Genomic DNA, 24,242 nt, shown 5'->3' with positions numbered 1-24,242 from the left:
TGTTCTTTTATCGACGAATCGCCGCGGGCGGAGCCATACTATTCTTCGACTCATCGCAAAAGAGGGCGCGAAGTCGCACCATCGCACCCTGAACCGGGACAAGCCGCAAGCATGCTGACGCCAGACAAACCACCGAACGAAGCCGCTCGCGTCGCGGCACTGCATTCGCTGAACCTGCTCGACACCGCCCCGGAAGAGCGGTTCGACCGGTTGACCCGCCTCGCGCGGCGCCTGTTCGACGTGCCGATGGCGACGGTCTCGCTGGTCGACGCGAACCGGCAGTGGTTCAAGTCGTGCATGGGGATGGCCATCCATGAAACGTCGCGTGACGTGTCATTCTGCGGCCACACGATTCTCGGGGACGACCTGCTCGTCGTGCCCGATGCGCTCGCCGACCCGCGCTTCAGCGACAACCCGCTGGTAACGGCGGCGCCCAACGTCCGATTCTATGCGGGGTGCCCGCTGGCACTGGGTCCGGGCATCCGCATCGGGACCCTGTGCATCGCCGACATCAAGCCGCGCTCGCTCGATAGCGATGAACTCGCGCTGCTGCACGATCTCGGCCGCATGGCCGAGCAGGAGCTGGTCGCACTGCAACTCGCGACCACCGACGAACTCACGGGCCTCTCGAACCGCCGCGGGTTCGAGGTCCTTGCCAGCTATGCGCTGCGCGTGTGCAAGCGCATGAATTCACGCGCATCGCTACTCTTTTTGGACCTCGACGACTTCAAACGGATCAACGATACGTACGGTCACGCCGAAGGGGATCGCGCGATCATGGCCTTCGCGGGGCTGCTGCGCCGCGCATTGCGACAAACGGACGTCATCGGGCGATTGGGGGGAGACGAATTCGTTGCGCTGCTCGTCGATACGAGCGAAGAGGTGGAGGCGCGCATCGTCGAGCGGCTGCGCGAGGAAGTGGCCGCGTATAACACGGGTGGCGCGGGTAGCGCGATCGACGCCGGTAGCGCACGCCGCTACGAACTGCGCTACAGCGTCGGGCACGCCGTGTACGACCCGGCGGAGAATCCGCCGATCGGCAAGCTGCTCGAGCATGCCGACGAGGCAATGTACGCGCACAAACGCGCTTCGGCGTGCAAGTCAGGCTGATTACTGGAGTGCCTTTCCGCCCGTTTCCTCGAAGAGCAGCACGGCGACGAGCGAAATGACGACGCAGACGATCATGTACCAGGCCGGTGCCATCGGATTGCCCGTGGCGCGAATGAGCCAGCCGGCCACGAGTTGCGCCGTGCCGCCGAAAAGAGAAACGGAAATGGCATAGGCGCTAGCCATGAAGCCGGCACGGATCGATTTCGGAAAGCTCTCGGGCATCAGCGCGTACGCCGGCGCGGAACCCATCGTGTAGCAGAGCATGAGCACGAACATCATCGCCAGCACGACGGGCAGCGCCGGGAAGTGCGTCATGACCCAGAAAGCCGGATAGATCAGCAACAGCAGCGCGACGCGGCCAGTCACGACGAGCGGCTTGCGCCGCCCCATGCGATCGGACCATGCGCCGTAGATCGGGCACATGACGAGCGAGACGGCAGCGGCGCCCACGCCTACGAACATCGAGAGCTTCGGCGGCAGCTTCAACGTCTGGATGCAATAGGTCGGCAGAAAGTACATCAGCAGATAGGTCGCCACCGTCATGCCCATGATCGCGAATACGACGAGGAACCAGTTGCGCACGTCCACCCCGCGCCAATTGCGCGCGCCACCGCGCACGGCGGGCGGCTCCTCCACGATGTGGCGGCGCAGGTAGATGCCGACCGGCGCGATCAGGGTGCCCATGAGGAAGGGCACGCGCCAACCCCAGGCGTGCAGTTGCGGCTCTTCGAGCACGTTGGTGAGCAACGCCGCGATGCCCGAACCCAGCAGCGCAGCCGCGCCCTGGCTCGCGAGCTGCCAGCTCGCGCGAAAGCCGCGGCTGCGGTCCTCGCCTGTTTCGAGCAGCGTTGCCGTGGCGGCGCCGAATTCGCCGCCTTGCGCGAAGCCCTGCATGAGCCGGGCAAAGACGATCAGCGCCGGGGCCGCGAGCCCGATCTGCGCATAGGTGGGTGCAAGCCCGATGATGCCGGCGCCGAGCGCCATCAGCGCGATGGTCAGCGTCAGCGCCGCACGCCGGCCCGCCCGGTCGGCATAGCGCCCGATCACGATGCCGCCGAGCGGGCGCATCACGAAGCCAACGGCGAATACGGCGAACGACAGCAGCGATGAGGTGATCGGATCGCGCGCCGGAAAGAACAACTGGCCGATGGTCAATGCGAAAAAGCTGTAGGCGGTGAAATCGAAGAACTCCAGCAGATTGCCGATGACGGCGGCCACCACGATCTTGCGCGACGACATGTGGCCGGTTGCCGGCGCCGCATCCGCTTGCGCGCCCGCGGTGCGCACCTGCGCTTCGTATTGCTGCAACGACGGGCGAGGGTATCGCTTCATGGTCTTTTCCTTGTTTTTTACGTGCGTGGCAGGTACCGTTCGACCAGCCGGGTCCAGAACGCCGCGCCCAGCATGAGATTCTCGTCGGCGAAGTCGTAATGGGCGTTGTGCAGCATCGGCGCATTTGCGCCGTTGCCGATACGGAGGAAGCAGCCCGGGCGCTGCTGCAGAAAGTAGGCGAAATCCTCGCTGCCAGCTATGGCCGGAAACGGTGCAACGACATGCTCCTCGCCCACGAGCTCCACGGCGACCTGGCGCGCGAACTCGGTTTCGGCCTCGCTGTTGACGAGCACCGGATAGCCGCGGATCACGTCGATCTCCACCCGTCCGCCATAGCCCGCGACATGCCCTTCGGCCAGCGCACGGATGCGCGCTTCGAGCAGGCGGCGCACGTCGTCGTCGAACGACCGCACGCTGAGTTCGAGCGTGGCACACTCGGGAATGACGTTCGCCACGTGGCCCGCATGCATCGAGCCGACCGTCACCACGGCCGTTTGCGTCGGATCGACATTGCGCGAAACGATCGTCTGCAAAGCCATGACGAGGCTGCTCGCCATCACGATCGGGTCGGCGCTCAAATGCGGCCGCGCGGCATGCCCGCCCTTGCCGTGAATCGTGATCTTCACGGTATCGCAAGCGGCCATGAAAGGGCCCGGGCGAAACAGAAAGGTGCCTGCGGGCATGCCCGGATGATTGTGCAAGCCGAAAACCGCATCGCACGGGAAGCGCTCGAAGAGGCCGTCGGCGATCATCCGCTCGGCGCCGCTGTTCGCACCGGCTTCTTCGGCGGGCTGAAAAATCAGGTGCACCGTACCCGCGAAGCGGCGCGTACGGGCCAGATGCCAGGCCGCGCCGAGCAGCACCGCCGTATGGCCGTCGTGGCCGCACGCATGCATCTTGCCGTCGTGCACGCTCGCATAAGGCAAGCCCGTCATTTCGCGAATCGGCAAGGCGTCCATGTCGGCACGAATACCGATGGATCGCGTGCCCGTGCCGGCTTTCAGGGTGCCCACGAGGCCGTGGCCGCCCACGTCGCGCGTCACCTCGTACCCCCATGCCGCGAGCTTTTCGGCGACGAAGCGCGACGTCTGCGCTTCCTCGAACGACAGCTCGGGATGGCGATGAATATGGCGGCGAATCGCGGTGAGCTCTTCGCCGAACGATTCAAGTTCGGCCACGCTGGCTTCGGTGGATTGGTCGGTCATTTCGGCAGGATCCTCGTCGATACGGTTGCCGCCGAGTATTGCATCGCCAATTTGCCGCTGAAATGCCTGTGACCATGCAACAATGTTGCCTTCAAGGCAACGATCCCGACGACTGCCCGGCATGAATACCGATCCGTTGAATTCGCGCGCAGTGACTTACCTCTACGAAGTAGCCGTGCAGGGCGGCGTGCGTGCGGCCGCCGAGGCACTGGCCGTGAATCCGTCGGTCGTGAGCCGCCAGATCGCACTGCTCGAGCGCACGCTGCGCATGCCGCTGCTCACGCGGCAGGGCCGCACCGTCGTGGTGACCGAAGTCGGCCAGATGCTCGTCGATTTTCACCGCGACCGGCAACGCGGCACGCGGCAGTTGCACGCGCAGTTGGCCGAATACCGCGGTCTCGAACGTGGCCGCATCACGGTGGCCGTGGGGGAGGGATTCGTCGAAGGGTTCGTGACCGGCGCACTGCAGCGCTTCAGCCTCAAGCACCCCCACATCTCGATCGATATCCGTTCGGGCTCGACGTCCGCTGTCGTCGCCATGGTCCGTAACGACGAAGTGGACATCGGGCTTTGCGTCGGCGCCGGCCGGGAGCCGGGCTGCAAGACGCGAACGTTCTCGCTCGGGCCGCTATGCGCGGTCATGACACCCGACCATGCGCTGGCCGGCACATCGAAAGTGCAGCCTTCGGCGCTGGCGGGGCATCGGCTCATTTTCATGGCGAGTCATTTCGCCGTGCAGGAGCACCTGCAGGCCATGCTCGATGCGGAAGCGCTGACGCTCGCACCGGCCTATCGCTGCGATCTCTTTTCGACGGCCCAGACGCTGGCGGCGGCCGGGCTCGGCATCGCGTTCATGTCCGCCGCCGCCGCGCGCCGCCGGATCGAGGAAAAGCAGTTGGTTGCCGTACCACTCGATCATCCGATCGCGCGCAATTTCCGCAGCCAGCTAATGACGAGAAGCGGCCGGCGCCTGCCGCCCGCAGCCGATCACCTCTGGAAGCAACTGGCCGTGGCGATGACGCAGGTGTGAGCCGCGGGGTCGCACGCGGGAACGCGGGTTGCGACTGTCGCTCGAATGATCGAATGAGACGCGCAAAATGCCGACCGGCACGGGCGACCTGCAGGCTCCCCGTCGGCAAGGCGCCGCCGGAAAGCCCGGGCAAATGCGGTTAGACTGAGCCCTATGAACAAGTGCCGATATTGCGGAAAAATTCGGGACGAATGGGAATGTCACGGTGACGACTGCCGAAAGGCGATCGCCCGCGCGCTGCGTCGCCAGCGCGCCGGTCTGCCGATGGTGCCGAACGTCATCCGCAATGAAATTCCTCCCGATGCGAGCACCAAGGAAGTGATCACCGTGTTGTCGCGGCAGCGCCTGCGCGCGCGCCGCAGCAACGAGGAACGCCGCGAGCGCAAGGCCGCGGAAGACGGCGACGCCACTCAGTAAGGGCGCCGCCGGCGTGGTCGGGCGTGGCGTGCGGCACGCCGGCGCATGACGTCAGTAGGCCAGCAATTCCTTGTAGTTCTGCGGCGTAATGAGCCGAAAAGGAATAGTCATCGTGGCGGGTGCCGACGCATCGCCCGCTTTCATGCGCATCACGAGGTCGACGGACGTCTTGCCCTGGCCGACGGCGTCCTGATAGACGGTCGCCTTCAACGCGCCCTTGTCCATTTGCGCGAGCCCGTCAGGGGTCGCATCGACGCCCATGATGAAGATGCTGTCAGGCGCGCGCCCTGCCTTGCGCAAGGCGATGATCGCACCGATGGCCATCTCGTCGTTGTTGGAGACGATCGCATCGATCTTCCTGCCCTGCGTCAACCAGTTCTTCGTGATTTCGAGGCCTTTGTCTCGACGCCAATCGCCGACTTCCTCCGCGACGATGTGCATCCCCGGGTGGCGGGACAGCACTTCCTTCACCCCTTGGGTACGCTGTGCGGCCGCAGCGGTGCTGGGTACCCCGATCATGATGGCGATATCGCCCTTGCCGCCGAGCTGCTGCGCAACGTACTCGCCTTGCAGACGCCCCGCGACGATGTCTTCGGAGCCGACATAGCCGAAACCTTTACCGAGCGATTCCGCCGGCTTGCGGTTCACGTAGACGACGGGCACACCGGCGGCACGCGCTGCATTCGTCATGACCGAGGTTGCGGTGGCGTCCACCGGCAGGATGACGAGTGCGGCCACGTGGTCCCTGGCGATCAGATCCTGCACTTCCTGATCCTGGCGCTTCTGATCGGAATGCCCGTCCGCAAACACGGGCTTCCAGCCGCGATTGCGCGCCTCCTTCGAAATGGCTTCGCGCACGAGTGTGGGAAAGGTATCGTCGAATTCCGCCATGGCTACGCCGAGTTTCGGTTTCGACACCTCGGCAGCCTGCGCAAACGCTTGCCCGCAACCGGCCGCGGCGGCAACAACGACGGCCGCGGCAACGAGAACACGAATCAGCTTCATGCCGCGCTCACCCGGAAGATCGATACGAGCGCTGCAAGCCGGTCGGCCTGGTCGCGCAGCGAAGCCGCCGCCGATGCGGACTCCTCCACGAGCGCAGCGTTTTGCTGCGTCGTTTCGTCGATATGCTCGACCGCCTCGCGTACCTGCACGAGGTCGCGCTGCTGCGCCTGCGACGACGCGGCGATCTCGCTGATGAGCGCACTCACGTGCCGCACGGCCTCGATGATGTCGCTCATCGCGGTACCGGCATCGCCCACGAGCTGGCCACCCGCATCGACGCTCCTGACCGACGATTCGATGAGCTCCTTGATTTCCTTGGCGGCTGCGGCCGAACGCTGAGCCAGCCCGCGCACTTCGCTCGCCACGACGGCGAAGCCGCGCCCCTGCTCGCCCGCGCGCGCCGCTTCCACGGCCGCATTGAGGGCCAGGATATTGGTCTGGAACGCAATGCCGTCGATCACGCCGATGATGTCGTTGATCTTGCTCGACGACGTGGTGATCTCGTTCATGCTCGTGACCACGCGCGAAACGATATCTCCCCCGCGCTCGGCTGCCGTGAACGCCTTTCGCGACAGGTCGTTGACCTGCAAGGCCGTATCGGTCGATTGCGAAGCGGCGCTGCCGAGCTGAGTCATGTACGACGCGGTCTGCTGCACGCTGAAAGCCACCTTCTCCGTGCGCGCGCTGAGATCGAGGTTGCCGGCCGCGATTTCATTGGAAGCCGTATTGACCGACTCCACACCTTCGCGCACTTCGGCGATCAGCTTGCGCAGACGCTCCGACATTTCGGACAACGAACGAAGCACGTGCGAAACCTCGTCGTTGCCGCTCGCGTCGATGCGCCGCGTGAGATCGCCGCGAGCAACGGTTTGCGCGATGTCCACGGCCGCGTTGAGCGGCACCGTGATGGCACGCGAGACGAGCGTCATCAGCGTGGCGGCGACGGCTGCGGCGATGACCACGGCCGAGATGATCAGCGTCAGCGACCGATTGGCGGCGCTCGTGGCATCGTCGCTCGCGCCCGATGCTTCCGTCTGGCTGGCCTTCGAAAGATCGGTCAGCGAAGCGGTGAGCCGCTCGAAGCTCTTCGCGCTGTCCTGCATGATGATCGCGCGCGCCGCATTCGGCGAGGCATTGTCGACCTCGTCCTGAATCCGCGCACTGAGGGCCAGATATTCGCGCCATTCGGCCGCGGCTCGATCGAATGTCTTGCGCTCGGCCTCGCCGAGGGCCAGGCCGCCGAATGCCTTCAATTGGCCCGACATCTCTTCGATACTTTTTTGCAGGCCGGGCAGGACCTGATCGCGCTGGTCATAGCGCACGAGAATGTAAGCGTATTCCTTGTTGCGGACAGTAGCCGCGAGCTGCGCGATGCGTTGCGCCTGGACAGCCATCGGCATCCAGCGCCCGCCGATGGCACCGGTGTTCGCGGCAATGCGGCCGATCTGCACCGCGCCGAAGACCCCGACGAGAAGAAGACTGGCCAGCGCCACGGCCAGAACGATCTGCAGCTTCCTGCTGACAGACACCTGCGAGAGATAGTTCATGAGACGTCATCGAAACACGGCAGGTGGGATTCCCTGCTCAGCAGATGCTTAACGGCAGGTCTCCGCGCACCGCTGAATTCTCGTAAACCCTTGATTTATAAGCAGGGACCGACCCGTCGAATTCAAAATGAAAACGTTAATATTGCGAATGATTCGTATTAGCACTATGATCACGCCTTCCTATCGGCGCCCCACCCGGGGAGCGGGCTGCCGAAACCGCCGTGACCGCTTCTTTCGATGTTGCGGCCCTCCACACCGCTGACTTATGCAAATCAAATACGCGCAGACGCGCGAAGCACGGCGCCCGACGGCGCGTGCGCGGCTTTATGCAACGTTCCTCGCATCCATTGCGAGCAACCTGTGCGCGGCGGCCACCGACGCAGCCGCGCCCGCCGCCGCGACCACGCAGCGCAGCGAGCAGACCACACAGTTGCCTACCGTCACCACGCGCACGAGCGCGCAGGCCGACCCGACACGCGGATACGAGCCGCGCACGAGCGCCGTGGCAAGCGCCACCGCGCAATCGCTGCTCGACATTCCGCAGGCGGTGGCCGTGGTGAGCGGCACCGTCATGGAGGATCAGCAGGCGCGCTCGCTCGACGACGTGCTTGGCAACGTGAGCGGCATCACGCAAACGAACACGCTCGGCGGCACGCGCGACGCTTTCATCAAGCGAGGTTTCGGCGAGAACGACGACGGCTCGATTCTCGTCGACGGCATGCGCTCGCCGGTTCTGCACAATTACCTCGCCACGATCGATCGCGTCGAAGTATTGAAGGGCCCGGCGTCGCTGCTCTACGGTATTCAGGAACCGGGTGGCGTGATCAATCTCGTGACGCGCAAGCCCGAGGACGAGTTTCATGGATCGGTGTCGGCCACGCGCACGAGCCACGGCGGCAGCGGTGCGAGCTTCGACCTCACGGGGCCGATCGGGCAGGCGGGACAAGTCGCCGGCGGCACGCTCGCGTTTCGCCTCATCGGCGAATACGACACGAGCCGGTACTGGCGCAGCTTCGGCCGGCAGCGCGATTCGCTGATCGCCCCCGCGCTGTCGTGGCACGACGCGAAGACGTCGATCGACGTCAGCTATCAGTATGTCGACTACACGATGCCGTTCGATCGCGGCACGGTACTCGTGAACGGCCACCTCGACGATTCCCTGCGCTACCGCCGCTACGAAGAGCCGTGGTCGCAGAGCACGGGCATTCAGGAGACATTCCGCGCGCGTGTGGAGCATCGCCTGTCGGACCAATGGAAACTGCGTGCGAGCTATGGTTGGGCACGCGACCGCTATCAGCAATACCTGACCCGCGCGCGCTCGTTCAACAGTACGACGGGCGCGTTGAGCCGCTCGTCGGATGCGAACCTCGGCCGCAACGAATCCGACGAGATCGCAACGATCGGCGCGATCGGCGAACTCGACATCGCCGGAATGCGGCACGACGTCTACTTCGGCGCGGAGTACGAGCGGCAACGCGTCTTCCGCGGCGATACGATTCGCGGCAACGCTGTCTCGGGCTTCGATCTCTACGATCCGGTGTACGGCACGCTTGCGGCGGGCGGCAAGGCGAGCGCTTCGCAAAGCGACTCGTTGACGAAAGTCCACACCTACTCGCTCATCACGCAAGACGCCGTGCATCTGACAGATCGGCTCATCGCCTCGGCCGGCATCCGTTGGGAGACGTACCAGCAATATTCAGGCGTCGGGCGGCCGTTCGTCGTCGCCGACGATTCGCACGGCAATGTCTGGCTGCCGCAGTTCGGGCTCGTCTACAAGATCGCGCCGTCGCTCGCGTTCTACGCGAACTACAGCCGGTCGTTCAAGCCGAACGTGGCCGACGACGTCGATGCCCCGCTCGCGCCGGAGCGCGGGCAGATCTATGAGGCCGGCCTCAAGTTCGATCTGAAGCCCGGTATCGCCGGCACGCTCGCGGTCTACCAGATCGACAAGCACAACGTGGCGGTAACCGTCGGCGACGTCACGTCGACGATCGGCAGCGCCCGCTCGCGCGGCGTCGAGCTCGACGTCGCGGGCAGGCTGTCGAATCACTGGAGCCTGATCGGCAGCTATGCCTACACGGATGCCGTCGATCGCTCGGACAACACGCCGATGGTCAACGCCGCGCGTCATTCGGGCAGCCTCTTCGCCGTCTACAACACGGCGTTGCCGCATATCAGCGGGCAATGGCGCTTCGGCGGCGGCATGCGGCTCGTCGGCAAGCGCCCCGGCGATACGGCCAACAGCTTCACGCTGCCCGGTTACGTCGTGGCCGATCTGTTCGCAGCCTACGAAACGAAAGTCGGGAAACTGCCCACGCGCGTGCAGCTCAATGTGAAAAACCTGTTCGACAAGACGTACTACCCGTCGAGCTCGAGCAATCTGATCATCGCCGTGGGGGAAGCTCGCCTCGTGACGCTCACCACCACCGTTTCGTTCTGATAAACGCCACCGCTCGACTCGCGCCACTTATCCATTCACAGAGAGCCAGCATGTCCGATATCGTCGAACGATCGAACACCGTGCAGCGTACCGTGCGCACCCCCGACACGCGGCACGCGAAACGCGCCGCGTTCCTCAAATGGCTGCGCAAAACGCATGGATGGGTTGGGCTCTGGGCCATGGCGCTCACGCTCCTGTTCGGCGTGACGGGCATCTTGCAGAATCACCGGGTGAGCCTCAAGGCGGAGACGCCGAAGCCATCGACGGTTCATGTCGCGCTGCCAGGCGCCGAGGTGGCCGGCACGCCCGATGCGCTCGCAGAATTTCTGCGTGCGCAGCTCGGCCTCGATCGCGCGCCCGATCGCATCAGACGCGAACCGGCGCGACGCATGCCGTGGGGCGATCGCTCCATCATGCAGCCCGAGCGCTGGGAGATCCGGTTCGCCGCGCCGGACTACATCGTCACCGCGGAATATTGGAAAGGCGAGAACGCGGTCGAGGTCAAACGTCAGCCGCGTGGGCCCATCGGCACACTCGAAGGACTGCACAAGGCGCTCGGCACGAGCCTCGCGTGGGCACTGCTGAGCGATTCGGTTGCCGTTGGGCTCGTGTTCCTGTCGCTGACGGGGCTGCTGCTGTGGCTGAAGCTCGAGCGGCGCCGCGCGATCGGGACGGCAGTACTCCTGGTCTCGGTCGCGGCCGCGATCTCGCTCGCCATCGCGTCGCTATGACTGCGTAGCGACAGCCCCGGGCGAGACGGCACCGAAGAGCCCCAGGTCGCGCACCGCCTTGGCCAGTTCCACGTCGTTTCGCGCGGCCAGTTTTCTCATCGCCGCGTTCTTCTGATTGCTGATGGTTTTCGGGCTGCGCCGGACGCGCTCCGCGATCTCGGCGATCGAATGCCCGGCGCAAATCAGCCGCACGACTTCGAGTTCGCGCGGCGACAGCGTCGCAACGCCGCCCGCCTCCCGCGTTCTGTTAGCAAACATGTTCGACAGCACGGCGCTCGCAATCGAAGGCGGGATGTAGGTCTCGCCGCCATGCACGCGCCGGATTGCATCGGCGAGCGCGGCGAAGTCGGCCTTCGATTTGCCGATGAAGCCAGCCGCGCCGTTGGCGAGCGCCGTCGAAACGATATGCGTCGCGGAATGGGAACTCAGAAAAAGAACGCGGGTATTCGGCGCGATATGAACGAGCCGGCGCAGCAGGTTGAGGCCATCGGCTTCCGGGTCGTCCTCGAATTCGTAATCGCATACGAGCACGTCCGGCCGCTCGTCGCGAATTTTAGCCAGTAGATCTTTGATATTGTCCGCGTGGAAGAGAAGGCCGATATCCGGCTCTTCGAGCAGGATACTTTTCACGCCCGCCACGACGATCGGATGATCATCGGCCACCGCCACCTTGATAACGTTCATTCCGTCCTCGACTCAGGTTTCGTTTCGCGGCGCGCAAAAAACGATTTTTCCTGCGCCCGTGAACGTTCTGGGTTGCTCGTCGCCAGGATATTATTCGCCATTTTTAGTCATCGCGATGGGCGGGAGCAAAAGAGATCGATAGGCGCCTGCCTAATTCCGCAGTTCGTTACGCCATGGCTGAAGTACACTCCACTCGAAACTCGCTCCAAGCTCCAATACAGCACCGGGCCTTTTCGCGAGTGACGGCACAAAACCCATCATCTGGGATTTGATATGCAGCGACCGAAACGGTCCCTCGCACAAACCGCACGTTTTCATCGGCGCCTGCTTTACGGATTCGCCGTGCTTCTTTCGGCGACGATCGGCGGTGCGACCGTGCTGTTCGTCGACAGCGCGCTCGCACGATTTTTCTCGGATCGCGAAAACACGTTCGTCCAGAACCAGGAATACGTACAGTCCGAAGCCGTGCGGTTGTCGTCGCGCGTCATGAGCATGGTGGATATCTACGAGGACAACTGGGCGTTTCATCAGCAGGAGCGCATCCCGCTCGAGCACTACCGCAGCGAACTGTCGCGTCAAAATGGCGTGACGATCACCGCAAGCGATCTCACGGCCATTCCGTTCCTGCTCGCGGCCACGCCCGCGGGCATCGCGGATGCGCCGCGCCTCGAGACGATGCTTCACCTGCTGCGCCGCATCTCGGCCGCACCGGCATTCGATCCGCGTCGCAACGACATCACCATGTCGGGGTACCTGTACTCGCCGGACCGAGCGTTGCTTGCCGCGGTGCCCCCGCAGCCGCCGTTCGAATCGCCCGCTCGGCTCCGAAACCGCCCCGGCGCATTCATAGACGAACAAGTCGGCCCGGTGGAGGCGCTGCTTGCGCGCCGCGACACGCAGGCACTACGAGCCGAGCGGCCTATCTGGACGTCGTGGACGTCGACGGCCGGCACAGCCCGCGGTCAAACACTGGCGGAAATCATCGTCCCTATTTTCCATGGACGCGAACGCATCGCCACGCTCGTGGCGAACATTCCCCAGGATCAGTTCCTGCAGTATTTCGTTCGTCAGACGCGGCCCGCCGGCTTTTTCGTGCTGAGCGGCGACGCCGGCGGCCCGCTCGCGCACGGCGCGCTGTCTCCGCACGATGCCCGCCTGCTCGGCATCATCCAGCAACACGCCGGGCAAATGCGGCAGTTGAAGGACACGAGAGTCGTGATCCGAGACGGGCTGACCTTCATCGTCGCGCAAAGGATAGAGGGCCCCGGCTGGATCGCGGCCTACGTGTTCGACTGGCGCGGCATTGCCACGGGCATGCTCGTGGAGGTCATCGCTTCGTGTCTGCTGTGCATCGGTGCGCTCGGATTACTTTGGAGCGGTGTCGGCTACTTCGACCGGCATGTCGCCCGGCCATTCGAGACCGATGCTGAAAAACTCGTCGAGGCCGAGCAGTTCAACCGGTCGATCATCGATACCGCTCCGGTCGGCATCGCCGTGTTCGACCTGCACGCCCAGGCGCTCGTGCTCGAAAACGCGGTGGCGAAACACCTGCTGGGTGGCTCCGACGGCGCGAACGCCGCGCTTTTCTATCGGCAGGCGTTGCGGGCTCGCGCCGAGGCAGCGGCCGCGGCGAACGCGCCCTCGCCCGAGGGGCATCGCTTCTTCGAAGTGCATTGGACCGCGGGCGCACGCGAGCGCTATCTCGGCGTTGCGTCGTCCATGACGCGTTTTCGCGGGCATGACGCCGTTTTGCTCGGCCTTGTCGACATCACGGAGCGCAAGGCGAGCGAAGCCATGCTCATCGACGCGAGGCGCGAGGCCGATCGCGCGAACAAAGCCAAGTCCATGTTCATGGCGATGATGACGCACGAAATCAGAACACCGATGCATGGTGCCGTCGGTCATCTCGAACTGCTCGAGCACAGCGCGCTCGATCCGTCCCAGCTCGAACGCGTTGCGCTGATACGCCGCGCATTCGATGGGTTGCTGTCGCTCGTCAACGATCTGCTCGACGCCGCCAAGATCGAAACCCATGCGCTCACGGTGGACCCTCGCCCCGTCAGCCTCAATCGAGTGGTCGAGCACTGCGCGCAGCAGTTCGCGCCCACCGTGATCGGGCGCGGCATCGCGTTGCATTGCTACACCGACCCTGGCCTCGATGGCCTCGTCGAAGCCGACGATCATCGCGTGGCGCAGATCCTGCAGAACCTGCTGAGCAACGCCACCAAGTTCACACAGCACGGGGCGGTGACCTTGTCCACCGCGCTGCTTCGCCGCGATAGCGGCAGCACGTGGGCCCGCATCGAAGTGGCCGATACCGGTATCGGGATTCCCTCCTCGCTGCAGGCCGTGATCTTCAATCCGATGACGCAGGCCGACGCGTCGATCGGCCGCCGGTTCGGCGGCACCGGGCTGGGCCTCTTCCTGTGCCGTAACCTCGCGGAGTTGATGGGCGGCCGCATCACGCTGCAAAGCGAGCCCGAAACGGGCAGCGTCTTCGGCGTGGAATTGCCGCTGGGCGTCCATGCCGCGTTGCAGCACCCAGTCCGGCCGCTCGAGGGGATATCGGTGGCGATCGCCACCCCCGACGCCGCATTGCGACGCATGTGGGAAGCGCGGCTCGACGGCTGGGGCGTGCGAAGGCCGGGTACCGCCGCAGCCGGCGATACGGCGGCCGATATTCTGCTGGTCTCCCGGGCCGAGCCTGCGCAAGCACAGGACGACACGCACGGCGGGGCGGGCGACCACGCGGGCTGCATGGGCATCGTCGAGGCGACGCCGCTCGGACCGCTCGCGCCGTCGCAAACCGGCAACCGCATGACGATTTCGCTGTATTCGAGCGAAGCACTGCTCGCGGCCCTGCTGGCGCTGTCCGGCCAGCCTCGGCGCGAGCCAGCCGAGGCTGGCGCGTCGCCGTATCGGCTCGATCGCTCGCTCGACGTCCTGATCGCCGAAGACGACCCTGTCAACCGGGCACTGATCGAGCATCAGCTTCAGATGCTCGGCTACACGTCGGTGCGCAGCGCGAAGGACGGGCGCGAGGCACTCGCTATGTGGCAAGCGCGCGAGCCAGACGTTGTCGTGACGGACGTGGGCATGCCCCATGTCGGTGGCGTCGAACTGGTCACCGCCATCCGCGAACGCAACCCTGGCGCATTCGTGATCGCGACGACGGCCGCGGGCTCGAGCGACATTACGCCGGCCGCCGCCGCGCTGTTCTCTCACGTGCTGCTGAAGCCCGTACTGCTGGCGGATCTTGCCGAAGCGCTGCAAAAAGCGCAGGCCGCGGACCCGGCGCACGGCAAGGACGAGCACACGGCGGACGCGGTGCGGCAGCGCGCGCTCGATCGGCTCGATGCGACGCTTCGCGAGGCGTTTCTCGGCAGTTGGCCCGGCGAGTACGAATCCATCAAGGAGGCACTGGCCCAGCGCGACGTCAATCGCGGGCGCCGGCGCCTGCATCGGCTTCAGGGCGCACTGCTGGCCATGGGGCTCGACGAGCCCGCGGCTCAATGCCTGAACTTACAGGCGATCTGTACCGCGGGCGAATGGGAAGCCGCTTGTGCCCAGTTCGAAGCGCTCGCGCAGTCGCTTACCGGTACCGGCCTGCTTGCGTGAAGCAGAGCGCGGCCGCGTGCTTCGGCAGGGCACGACAAAAGCCGTCAGCATTCCTCGGATTCATCGAACACTTCACATTGGCGAGTTCGACACTCGACTGATCCGCTTTGACTCGGACCTTCACATTGAAGTCGACCACCCGCTTCACGGCAGCCAACACTTTCATTTCGAGCACCTTCTCCTGCTACGATTGAACCGATCAAATCCGGACCGGACATGCCGCTTCATAGGCGCGTTTGAGTCGCGTCACGCCCTCCTCGATCTGCGCGACACCAGGCGCCGCGAACGACAGACGCAACGCGAAGACATCGACGTTATCGGCGAAGAACGCCGCGCCGGGAACGAAAACAACCTTGTTCGCGACCGCGTGCCCGAGCAGCGTGGCGGCATCGACGCCCGCGATGCGCGCCCACACGAACATGCCGCCGTGCGGCTCGTGAAAAGCGATTGCTTCGCCAAACGCCGCTCGAAGCCCGGCGCAGAGCGCATGGCTCTTGCGCTTGTACATCTCGGCGATAAGCGGCAGATGGCGTTCGAGCGCCCCGTCGGCCAGATACGCCGCAGCCGTGACCTGCGTCCAGGGCGCGCTGCAAAGATCGACGGTCTGCTTGGCCACGACGCACCGCCGAACGATCTCGGCGGGCGCCACCATCCAGCCCACGCGCAGGCCCGGTGCAACGATTTTCGACAGACTGGCGAAATGGACGACCCAGGCGTGCGAGCCAGCGACCTCGCGCGTGAGCGCCATGATGGACGGCACGCCTTCGCCGGCAAAGCGCAAGTCGCCGTAGGGATCGTCTTCGACGATGACGAACCGGTATTTCACCGCGAGTTCGAGCAACGCGATGCGGCGCTCGCGCGTAAGCGTCGCTCCCGTGGGATTCGCAAACGTCGGCACCGTGTAAAGCAGCTTGGGCGCAGCGACGGCGCCCGATGCGAGCAGCGCCGCGAGCCGGTCCACATCGAGGCCGTCCGCGTCGACGGGCACCGTCACGATGTTGGCCTGCTGCAGCCTCAATGCCTGCAGCGTTGCCGGATAGGCCGGTTGCTCGACGAGCACCGTATCGCCGGGGGCCACGAAGATCCTCAGCAGCAGATCCAACCCCTGTTGCGAGCCGGTCGTCACGAGCAGTTCATCGTTCGCGCATGCCACACCGCGCCGCGCCATCAGCGCAACGAGTTCCGTCTTGAGCTCGGGCAGCCCGTCGGTGGGCCCGTATTGGAGACAACGCGCAGGCGCTCGATAGGCACGCGCGGCCGCTGCCTGGAGCCCGTCGATGTCGAAAAGGTCGCTCGCGGGATAGCCGCCCGCAAACGAAATCATTCCGGGCTCGCCGAGATACTTGAACAACTCGCGGATCGGCGAGCCCGATGGGTTCTGAAAGGGAGCTGTGAACGCGTACATTGTGGTTGGCTGAGAAGAGCCGGGCCATCGCGGCTGCCTCGTCCGGCATGCCGCGCTTGAAGCGGTCGTCTTCACACTATTGACGGCCCGTCGATGCTTGAATTGTGGTCAGCCAATACGCGCGCATCAAACGATATCTATGCACAAGATGATGCGCTGCCGTCATCAACTCCGTTGGCCCGCAATCGCTCCCGCGGAAACGAAAAAAACCCGGCAAAGCCGGGCCAATGTATCGACGATACCTGGAGGAACCCATCCACCAAGCGAGGATGGGGTACGTCGAAACTACACGACATTGCGCTCCACAATGGGGCGATTCTCGAGCACGCGTGCCCAGCTCAACGAGGAAAGGTCCAGCGAGCGGTATTGGCCTGTGAGGATCAGCTCGCTCACGCCGCGCCCCGTTGCCGGCCCTTGCTGAAGACCGTGCCCGCTGTAGCCGTTGGCGAATACACAGTTCTCGACGTCGGGGTGATAGCCGATGATGGCATTGTGGTCGAATACGTTGTACTCGTAGTAGCCGGACCAGCAATTCTCCACTCGCAGCGCTTCGAATTCGGGAACGCGATGCGCCAGGGTCGGCCAGATTATCTCGTCGAAGATGCCGTGATCGACCTCGTCGAGCGGCAGATCGTCGGGGTCGTTCTCGGGCGAGGGTGATGTGCCCGTGATGTAGGTCTTGCCTTCAGGCCGAAAGTACACGCCAGTGGGGTCGATCAGCAGCGGACAGTGCTCGAGGCGCGCGGGCGACGAAACATTGAAAATGCTGCGGCGCCGCGCATAGACCGGAATGTCGATACCCATCATCTGCGAAATGCGTCGCGTCCATGCACCGGCGGCATTGACGACGGTATCGCAAGCGAAACGCTCGCCGTCGTTGGCGATGACGTGCGTGACCCTGCGGCCGCTGCGCTCGAGGCCGATCACGTCGGCAGGCACATAACGGGCGCCGAGCGACTGGGCCTTCTTGCGCAGCGCCTGAACCAGACCGTAGCCATCGAACCAGCCTTCTCCGCTCAAGCCATACGCGCCCGCCGCGAGATCGTCGACGTTGAGCCAGGGGAACCTGGCTTTGAGGGCATCCGCCGGCATCAGATCGATATCGGCGCCCAGGCTTCGCTGCAGCGCGTGATTCTCGCGCAGGATCCCCTCGCCGGCCGGCGTGGCAAGAAACAGGTAGCCGCCCTCGTGAAGATCGATCTCGGGCTTGTTACCATCCACTTCGAGAAGCTCGCCGATGTTGCGCAGAAACTCGATGCCGTAAAGCGACATCCGAATCGAAAGCGGCGTGGAAAATTGCTGCCGGATGGAGGCAGCCGATAGCGCCGACGACGACTTCGCATAGCTCGGGTCGCGCTCGATGACGGTCACGGACACCGTCGGATCCGAAGCGCGCAAAAAGTAAGCGATGGAACTGCCGACCACGCCGCCGCCAACGATAACGACTTGAGAACTCACGTCTTGCTCCACAGTACCGAATAAAGAGGCACCCGCTTGCGGGCGCCCGCCGCGATCATTTGCCGATTCGGTTTCGCCTCGGCGTCTGCGATCGACCGTTCGGGGGCGAGCGCTTGCGCCCCCGCTCGAAACGAAAAAACTCAGCCGATATTGAAGTCGATACCTTGCGCGAGCGGCAGCGCCGAGGAGAAGTTCACCGTGTTCGTGGCGCGGCGCATGTATGCCTTCCACGCATCCGAGCCCGATTCGCGTCCGCCCCCGGTTTCCTTCTCGCCGCCGAACGCGCCGCCAATCTCGGCGCCGCTCGGGCCGATGTTGACGTTCGCGATCCCGCAATCGCTGCCCGAGGCCGACAGGAAACGTTCGCTCTCGCGCAGGTCTGTCGTGAACACGCACGACGACAGGCCATGGTGCGCGGCGTTGTTGCCGTCCACGGCTTCGCTGAAATCGCGGTACTTCAACACATAAAGAATGGGCGCGAACGTCTCGGTCAGCACGACGTCGGTCTGCGACGGCATCTCCACGATGGCGGGCCGTACATAGAAACCCTTTTCATTGCCAGCGACCGTGTGGCGCTCGCCGCCGAACACGGTGCCGCCCTCGTGCTTCGCCTGCGCGAGAGCCGCCTGCATCCGGCCGAACGACTGCTCGTCGATGAGCGGCCCCATCAGCGTGCCCTGCTCGAGCGGGTTGCCGATCGCGACCTTGCCGTAAAGGGTCTTGAGGCGCTGAACGACGTTGTCGTAAATGCTTTCGTGCACGAACAGGCGCCGCAGCGTCGTGCAGCGCTGGCCTGCCGTGCCGACCGCGGAGAACAGGATGCCGCGCAGTGCCAGTTCGAGGTCCGCGGTGGGCGAAACGATACCGGCGTTGTTGCCGCCGAGTTCGAGAAGGGAGCGACCGAAACGACGCGCGACTTCCACGCCCACAGCGCGCCCCATTTCCGTGCTGCCGGTCGCACTCACAATGCTCGAGCGCGGGTCCGCCACGAGTTTGGCACCCACGTCGCGCCCGCCGTTGATCACCGCCGTCAGGCCGGCCGGCGCATCGCCGAACGCCTCGAGCGCGTCCTGCAGAATCTTGTCCACCGCCAGCGCCGTGAGCGGCGTTTTTTCCGACGGTTTCCAAATCACCGCGTTGCCGCACACAAGCGCGAGTGCGGCGTTCCACGACCATACGGCGGCCGGGAAGTTGAATGCCGAGATGACCGTGCAAACGCCCATCGGATGCCACGTTTCGGCCATCCGGTGGCCCGGGCGCTCCGAGGCGATGGTCAGACCGTAGAGTTGACGCGAAAGACCCACGGCGAAATCGCAGATGTCGATCATCTCCTGCACTTCGCCAAGGCCTTCCTGCAGAATCTTGCCCGTTTCCAGCGTGATCATGCTACCGAGCGCCTGCTTGCGCTCGCGCAGCTTGTTGCCGAGCAGACGAACGAGTTCGCCGCGACGCGGCGCGGGAACACTGCGCCAAACCTTATAGGCCTCTTGCGCTTTCGCCAGTGCCGCATCCACATCGGCAACGGTCTGGCTCGCCACGCGGCCGATCAGCCCGCCGTCGATAGGCGAATGGACTGCGATATCGCCGGCTTCCGCCAGGTGCGAAATGCCGAGATCCGCGAGAATGTTCGATGCTTTCACGTTCGATGTTCCTTTTGTTTCCGATACGAAATTTCAGTAAGCCGGGAAACTATACACTTCCGGTGGGGCGCCAACAACATCGGCGACACCCCTCCTTTCCTTGTTCTCAATGGTTGCGAGCAGTCGCCGCCGTTCAGGGACGGCCACACCCCCGTCATGGGCCACCCGTTTCCCATCCGAAATGCGGGACAGGCGTGACTGCGTGACCACATCGATTCCGGAGCGCGCGAAGTGGCTCGGCAACCCAGGGGTCGCCGGGCCGCGTCATACTCGCCCCTCAATCCGCGGCCTTGGTCGTCACTGGCACCCATGCGACGTTCTTGACCTGATACATCGTCGAGCTCGGGTTCTTCAGATCGCCCTTCTGCGTGAAAGCGATCTTTCCGGTAATGCCGTCGTAGTTCGTGCCCTTGAGCGCGGCGTTGAATTCGGCCGGTTTGACCGAGTTCGCCTTTTTCATCGATTCGATCGCCACCCACGCCGCGTCGTAGGCAAACGGCGCGTAGGCGAGCATGTCCGCACCGAACTTCTGCTTGAACTTCGCTTCGAAGGTCTTGCCCTTCGGCAGCGTGGCGAGCGGTTGACCGTATTCCCAGACCGACGAACCGTCCGCCGCATCGCCGGCGAGCTTGATGAATGTCGCGTCCATCACGCCGCCGCCGGCCAGGAACTGCGCCTTCATGCCCAGTTGGCGCATGCGTTTGACGAGCATGGCTGCCTGGGCATCGAGGCCGCCGAAGAACAGCAGATCCGGGTTTGCGCTCTTGATCTTCGTAAGCTGCGCGCTGAAGTCCACCGCCTTGTCATTGGTGAACTCGCGCGCGACAACCGTTCCACCGGCCGCCTTCACGGCTTTCTCGAACTCGTCCGCCTCGCCCTGACCGAAGGCCGTACGGTCGTCGATGATGGCGATCCGCTTCGCTTTCGCAACCGTGGCCGCGTACATGCCCGCATTGCCCGCGTTCTGCGAATCGGTGGCGATCACGCGATAAACCGTATCGAGGCCCGCCTGCGTGATAGCCGGATTCGTCGCGGCCGGTGTGATCATCGGGATACCGGCGCGGGCATAGATCTTCGAGGCCGGCAGCGTCGTGCCGGAATTGAAGTGCCCCACGACAGCGGCGACGTTGTCGTCCACGAGTTGCTGCGCGGCCTGTACGCCGATACGCGGATCGCTCTGGTCGTCCTGCGCCTCGACCACGAATTTCACGGCCTTGCCTCCGATCGTCGGATGCCCGGCATTCGCTTCGTCCACAGCCATCCGCACGCCGTTCTCGATATCCTTGCCGTAAGCGGCGCCGCTACCGGTCAGCGGTGCCGCCACGCCGATCTTCACCACGTTCTCTTGTGCGCCGGCCGCACCGGCAACGAGAAGGCAAGACATTGCAGCCGCGAGTGCGGGACGACGAGTGCGAAAACGGCTAATCATAAGAGTAATTCCCGGGATATCGATGATCTCTACGAAACGCACTTTGATGACCGTCAACGGTGCCAGCGCGTATGACTCGTCTCCAGTTCCGGTCTGCGTATGCAGCCGCGAATGGCGAAGACGTGACGCGATTGTCGGTAGCCAATTACGCTGCTTCAAACGATATCTATGCAAAACGTGATGCAGTTTTATCATCAAGCCAGCAGCAACAGGGGCATCGAGCGAAACCCTCGTCGGCCGTTGGGCATCAGCATCAATGAATTCCCGAGCCGCGGCGTTCGAACGCCGCGAGTACGAGCTGCGCAATGTGAAGCGTGCGGCGCCCGACGCCGTGCTCGATCTGCTCGCGACAACTGAATCCGTTCGTTACGACGAACGCGTCGGCGGGTACGTTTCGCAGCAACGGAAAGAGAGCGTCTTCGGCCACTTTCATCGAAAGGTCGTAATGATCGGTATTGAAGCCGAACGAACCGGCCATCCCGCAGCACCCCGTGTCGAGCAACTTCCATCTGACGCCCAGCTTCTCGAGCAGAGCAGTCTCCCCGTTCATGCCGAACAGTGACTTCTGATGGCAATGCCCATGCACGACAACCTCTGCATCGAGCCGTGGCCATTCGACATCCGCCATGGCCAGGAAATCGGAGAAGAGAAACGTCTGCGCAGCAAGCTTTTGGGCCATCGCATCGTCGGGCAGTTGCTTCGCCAGTTCGTCCTTGAAAACCGATAGGCAGCCCGGTTCGAGGCCGACGAGCGGGACACCCGCGACGATGTCCTCGGCCAGTTCGTCGACGGCGGTCCTCAGCAGCGCCTTCGCTTCGTCGAGCAGCCCATAGTCGTAGAGCGGCCGCCCGCAGCACAGCCGCTTGCGCGGCAGGATCACCTCATAGCCCAGCCGGGCGAGCACATCGCACGCCGCGCCGGCCACTTCCGGCGAGAAATGATCGTTGAACGTGTCGACCCAGAGCATGACCCGGCGGCCCGAATTCGCGCGGTCTTTCGCGCCTGACCGGCGATCGGCGCGAGCGATCTGCCGAAAGGTCTTCGAAGCGAACACCGGCAGGTCGCGCTGAGGCGCAACGCCGGCGATCCATTTACCGATGCGCGCGAAAGCGCGCGCCGACGTCATGAAGTTCGTCAACCGCGCAAAGCGGCTCGCCCACGGCGCCCACTGCCCGATGCGCCCCAGGAACAGCGCTTGCCTCGGGCGGCGACGATGCTCGTAGTAGTGCGAAAGGAATTCGGCCTTGTACGAAGCCATGTCCGTGTGAGTCGGGCAATCCGATCTGCAGCCCTTGCACGCCAGACATCCATCGAGCGCCTCCTTGACTTCGCGGCTCGCCCATCCGCCGGTGACGACCTCGCCCTGAAGCATTTCCCATAACAAATGCGCACGCCCGCGCGTCGAGTGACGCTCTTCTCTCGTTGCACGAAAACTCGGGCACATCGTCCCGCCATCGAGCGAGCGGCATTTGCCCATTCCGATGCAACGTTCGACGGCGCGCCGCAGCCCGTCGCCTTCGGGGCTCGTGAAAGTCAGTTTCGTCGCCCATTTCACGGCTTTGTACGCGGGGCCCATGCGCAGATTTTCGTCTGCGCGATAAGCGTGGACGACCTTGCCGGGGTTCAAGCGATTGGCCGGATCCCAGATCGCCTTGAACTCCTCCATCGCGCGAATGATCTCCGGCCCATACATGATGGGCAGAAACTCCGCCTTGGCCTGACCATCGCCATGCTCGCCCGAGAGAGAGCCGCCGAAATCGACGACGAGTTGCGCCGCATCGCGCAGGAATGCGCGCCACTTGCTCACACCCTCATGGGTGCGAATGTCGAATGTGATCCGCGCGTGAACGCAGCCGTCGCCGAAGTGGCCATAAAGGCAGGTCTCGTAGCCGAAGCGGTCGACGAGCGCCTGAAATTGGCGCAGGTAGTCACCGAGCCGTAATGGATCGACGGCAGCGTCTTCCCAGCCGACGATCGGATCGGGCCTCGCGGGATCGATCGATAAGGCCACCGCCGATGCACCGGTCTCGCGAATGGACCAGATTTTCTGCTGCTTCGTTTTTTCTTCGACGACGAATCCTGCCACTCCATCGCCGCCTTTACCCGCGTTGAAATAGGCCTCGGCTCGTTGCGCTTGCACGAGTGCTGCCTGAACGGTATTTCCGCCGAACTCGAGCACGACCCAGGCGTCACCATCCGGCAGCAGCGAAATCTCTTCGGCCTTGAGCCCACGTGCCTGGAGGCCACGAATGATGCCTCGGTCGAGCCCTTCGATGGCGATCGGCGCGAACTTCGTGAAGTGAGGCACGGCATCGGCTGCCGTGTAGATGTCGGCGAACCCCAGAACGAGCAGTACGCGGCACGACGGGCTGTGAACGAGCCGCACCTTCGCTTGCAGCGTGAGCGCACATGTTCCCTCGGTGCCCACAAGCGCTCGCGCCACGTTGAATCCATTTTCGGGAAGCAACTGGTCGAGGTTGAAACCGGAGACACGCCGCTTGATTTGAGGAAACTCCTGGCGAATGTGATGGGCATACCGGTCGCGCAAATCACGCAGCCTGCCGTAGATCTCACCGCGCCGCCCGCCGCCGCGAACGATGGCCTCGAGCTCCGGCTCGCTCGTCGGTCCCACCCAGAAGCGCTCCCCGTCATAGGTCGCAATCTCGAGCGCCTCGACGTTCTCCACCGTCTTGCCCGCCATGACCGAATGCGCGCCGCAGGAATTGTTTGCGATCATGCCGCCGATCGTGCATCGGCTATGCGTGGCCGGATCCGGCGCAAACGTCAGCCCATGAGCTTCGGCCGCGTCGCGCAGCGTGTCGCAAATGACACCGGGCTCGACGATGGCGGTCCGCTCGACGGGGTCGATCGACACGACACGGTTGACATACTTGCTTGCGTCCGCAACCACCGCGACGTTTACGCATTGCCCGTTTTGCGACGTACCGCCGCCGCGGGCGAGGAACGGCACATCGTTGCGCCGGCAAACCGCGAGTGCCGCGACGAGATCGTCGACGTCGGCCGGCACGACCACGCCGAGCGGAATCTGGCGATAGTTCGACGCATCGGAGGCATACAGTGCCTGGGTGCCCGCATCGAAGCGGACCTCCCCCCGTACGCCGGCGCGCAGTTGCGCTTCGAGCACCGCCAGAAGGTGCTCGCTGGCTTGAAACGGCGTCGCTGCTTTCACG

At 64.2% G+C, this 24,242-nt stretch carries 16 protein-coding genes and 1 pseudogene; 6 read left to right on the top strand and 11 right to left on the bottom strand.

The genetic code is table 11. The features are described 5' to 3' along the window. The first annotated feature begins 111 nt into the window (after window positions 1–111). A complete protein-coding gene (locus tag U0034_RS28055) occupies window positions 112–1,110 on the top strand; it encodes a sensor domain-containing diguanylate cyclase (protein ID WP_085227445.1) in 999 nt (332 codons plus the stop codon). Here the strand turns inward: U0034_RS28055 and U0034_RS28050 are convergent, their stop codons facing one another. Beyond that, complete coding sequence (locus U0034_RS28050; RefSeq protein WP_085227446.1) at window positions 1,111–2,442, bottom strand: MFS transporter; 1,332 nt, start codon at window positions 2,440–2,442, stop codon at window positions 1,111–1,113. Window positions 2,443–2,459: 17 nt separating this feature from the next. Further along, the gene (locus U0034_RS28045; RefSeq protein ID WP_085227681.1) at window positions 2,460–3,647 is read right to left on the bottom strand and encodes a M20 aminoacylase family protein; all 1,188 of its coding nucleotides are present in this window, start codon (window positions 3,645–3,647) and stop codon (window positions 2,460–2,462) included. A 121-nt stretch (window positions 3,648–3,768) separates the two neighbouring features. Between U0034_RS28045 and U0034_RS28040 the strand changes: the two genes are divergently transcribed. Further along, window positions 3,769–4,677, top strand: a complete 909-nt coding sequence (locus tag U0034_RS28040) for a LysR family transcriptional regulator (protein WP_085227447.1) — start codon at window positions 3,769–3,771, stop codon at window positions 4,675–4,677. A gap of 153 nt (window positions 4,678–4,830) precedes the next feature. Next, a complete protein-coding gene (locus tag U0034_RS28035; protein ID WP_085227448.1) occupies window positions 4,831–5,094 on the top strand; it encodes a hypothetical protein in 264 nt (87 codons plus the stop codon). Between the two features lie 51 nt (window positions 5,095–5,145). Here the strand turns inward: U0034_RS28035 and U0034_RS28030 are convergent, their stop codons facing one another. Together U0034_RS28030 and U0034_RS28025 are read right to left on the bottom strand one after the other, a co-directional pair. Further along, window positions 5,146–6,099 carry a sugar ABC transporter substrate-binding protein gene (locus U0034_RS28030; protein WP_085227449.1) on the bottom strand — a complete coding sequence of 318 codons (954 nt, stop codon included), beginning with the start codon at window positions 6,097–6,099 and terminating at the stop codon, window positions 5,146–5,148. After that, complete coding sequence (locus tag U0034_RS28025; RefSeq protein WP_085227450.1) at window positions 6,096–7,646, bottom strand: methyl-accepting chemotaxis protein; 1,551 nt, start codon at window positions 7,644–7,646, stop codon at window positions 6,096–6,098. The genes U0034_RS28030 and U0034_RS28025 overlap by 4 nt, the downstream gene beginning before the upstream one ends. Before the next feature lie 265 nt (window positions 7,647–7,911). On the opposite strand from U0034_RS28025, the gene U0034_RS28020 reads away from it, so the two are divergent. Together U0034_RS28020 and U0034_RS28015 are read left to right on the top strand one after the other, a co-directional pair. Then, window positions 7,912–10,086, top strand: a complete 2,175-nt coding sequence (locus U0034_RS28020) for a TonB-dependent siderophore receptor (RefSeq protein ID WP_085227451.1) — start codon at window positions 7,912–7,914, stop codon at window positions 10,084–10,086. A gap of 50 nt (window positions 10,087–10,136) precedes the next feature. Continuing rightward, the gene (locus tag U0034_RS28015; RefSeq protein ID WP_085227452.1) at window positions 10,137–10,817 is read left to right on the top strand and encodes a PepSY-associated TM helix domain-containing protein; all 681 of its coding nucleotides are present in this window, start codon (window positions 10,137–10,139) and stop codon (window positions 10,815–10,817) included. On the opposite strand, the gene U0034_RS28010 is transcribed toward U0034_RS28015, so the two are convergent. Further along, window positions 10,812–11,501 carry a response regulator gene (locus tag U0034_RS28010; protein WP_085227453.1) on the bottom strand — a complete coding sequence of 230 codons (690 nt, stop codon included), beginning with the start codon at window positions 11,499–11,501 and terminating at the stop codon, window positions 10,812–10,814. The two genes, U0034_RS28015 and U0034_RS28010, sit on opposite strands and share 6 nt — an antisense overlap. Window positions 11,502–11,843: 342 nt before the next feature. Between U0034_RS28010 and U0034_RS28005 the strand changes: the two genes are divergently transcribed. Next, entirely contained in the window at window positions 11,844–15,119 is a 3,276-nt protein-coding gene (locus U0034_RS28005; protein WP_158243501.1) for an ATP-binding protein, read from the top strand. Between the two features lie 55 nt (window positions 15,120–15,174). Here U0034_RS28005 and U0034_RS28000 read toward each other — a convergent pair. The 6 genes and pseudogenes from U0034_RS28000 to U0034_RS27975 all read right to left on the bottom strand — a co-directional run. Continuing rightward, window positions 15,175–15,285: pseudogene (locus U0034_RS28000) on the bottom strand (electron transfer flavoprotein subunit beta/FixA family protein); the annotation flags it as partial. 33 nt (window positions 15,286–15,318) lie between these two features. Further along, window positions 15,319–16,524, bottom strand: coding sequence for an aminotransferase-like domain-containing protein (locus tag U0034_RS27995; RefSeq protein WP_085227455.1), 1,206 nt, complete (start codon window positions 16,522–16,524; stop codon window positions 15,319–15,321). A gap of 285 nt (window positions 16,525–16,809) precedes the next feature. Next, window positions 16,810–17,982 (bottom strand): NAD(P)/FAD-dependent oxidoreductase, encoded by a 1,173-nt coding sequence (locus U0034_RS27990; protein WP_085227682.1) that lies wholly within the window; start codon window positions 17,980–17,982, stop codon window positions 16,810–16,812. 140 nt (window positions 17,983–18,122) lie between these two features. After that, a complete protein-coding gene (amaB, locus tag U0034_RS27985; RefSeq protein ID WP_085227456.1) occupies window positions 18,123–19,622 on the bottom strand; it encodes an L-piperidine-6-carboxylate dehydrogenase in 1,500 nt (499 codons plus the stop codon). Window positions 19,623–19,899: 277 nt separating this feature from the next. Next, on the bottom strand, window positions 19,900–21,006 hold the full coding sequence (locus U0034_RS27980; protein WP_233211883.1) for a branched-chain amino acid ABC transporter substrate-binding protein: 1,107 nt from the start codon (window positions 21,004–21,006) through the stop codon (window positions 19,900–19,902). 298 nt (window positions 21,007–21,304) lie between these two features. Further along, complete coding sequence (locus U0034_RS27975; RefSeq protein ID WP_085227458.1) at window positions 21,305–24,241, bottom strand: FAD-binding and (Fe-S)-binding domain-containing protein; 2,937 nt, start codon at window positions 24,239–24,241, stop codon at window positions 21,305–21,307. Between the last annotated feature and the right edge of the window lies 1 nt (window position 24,242).

Source organism: Trinickia caryophylli, assembly GCF_034424545.1.
In the GTDB taxonomy this organism is placed as follows: domain Bacteria; phylum Pseudomonadota; class Gammaproteobacteria; order Burkholderiales; family Burkholderiaceae; genus Trinickia; species Trinickia caryophylli.
This window is presented reverse-complemented; position numbering and strand designations above follow the sequence as displayed.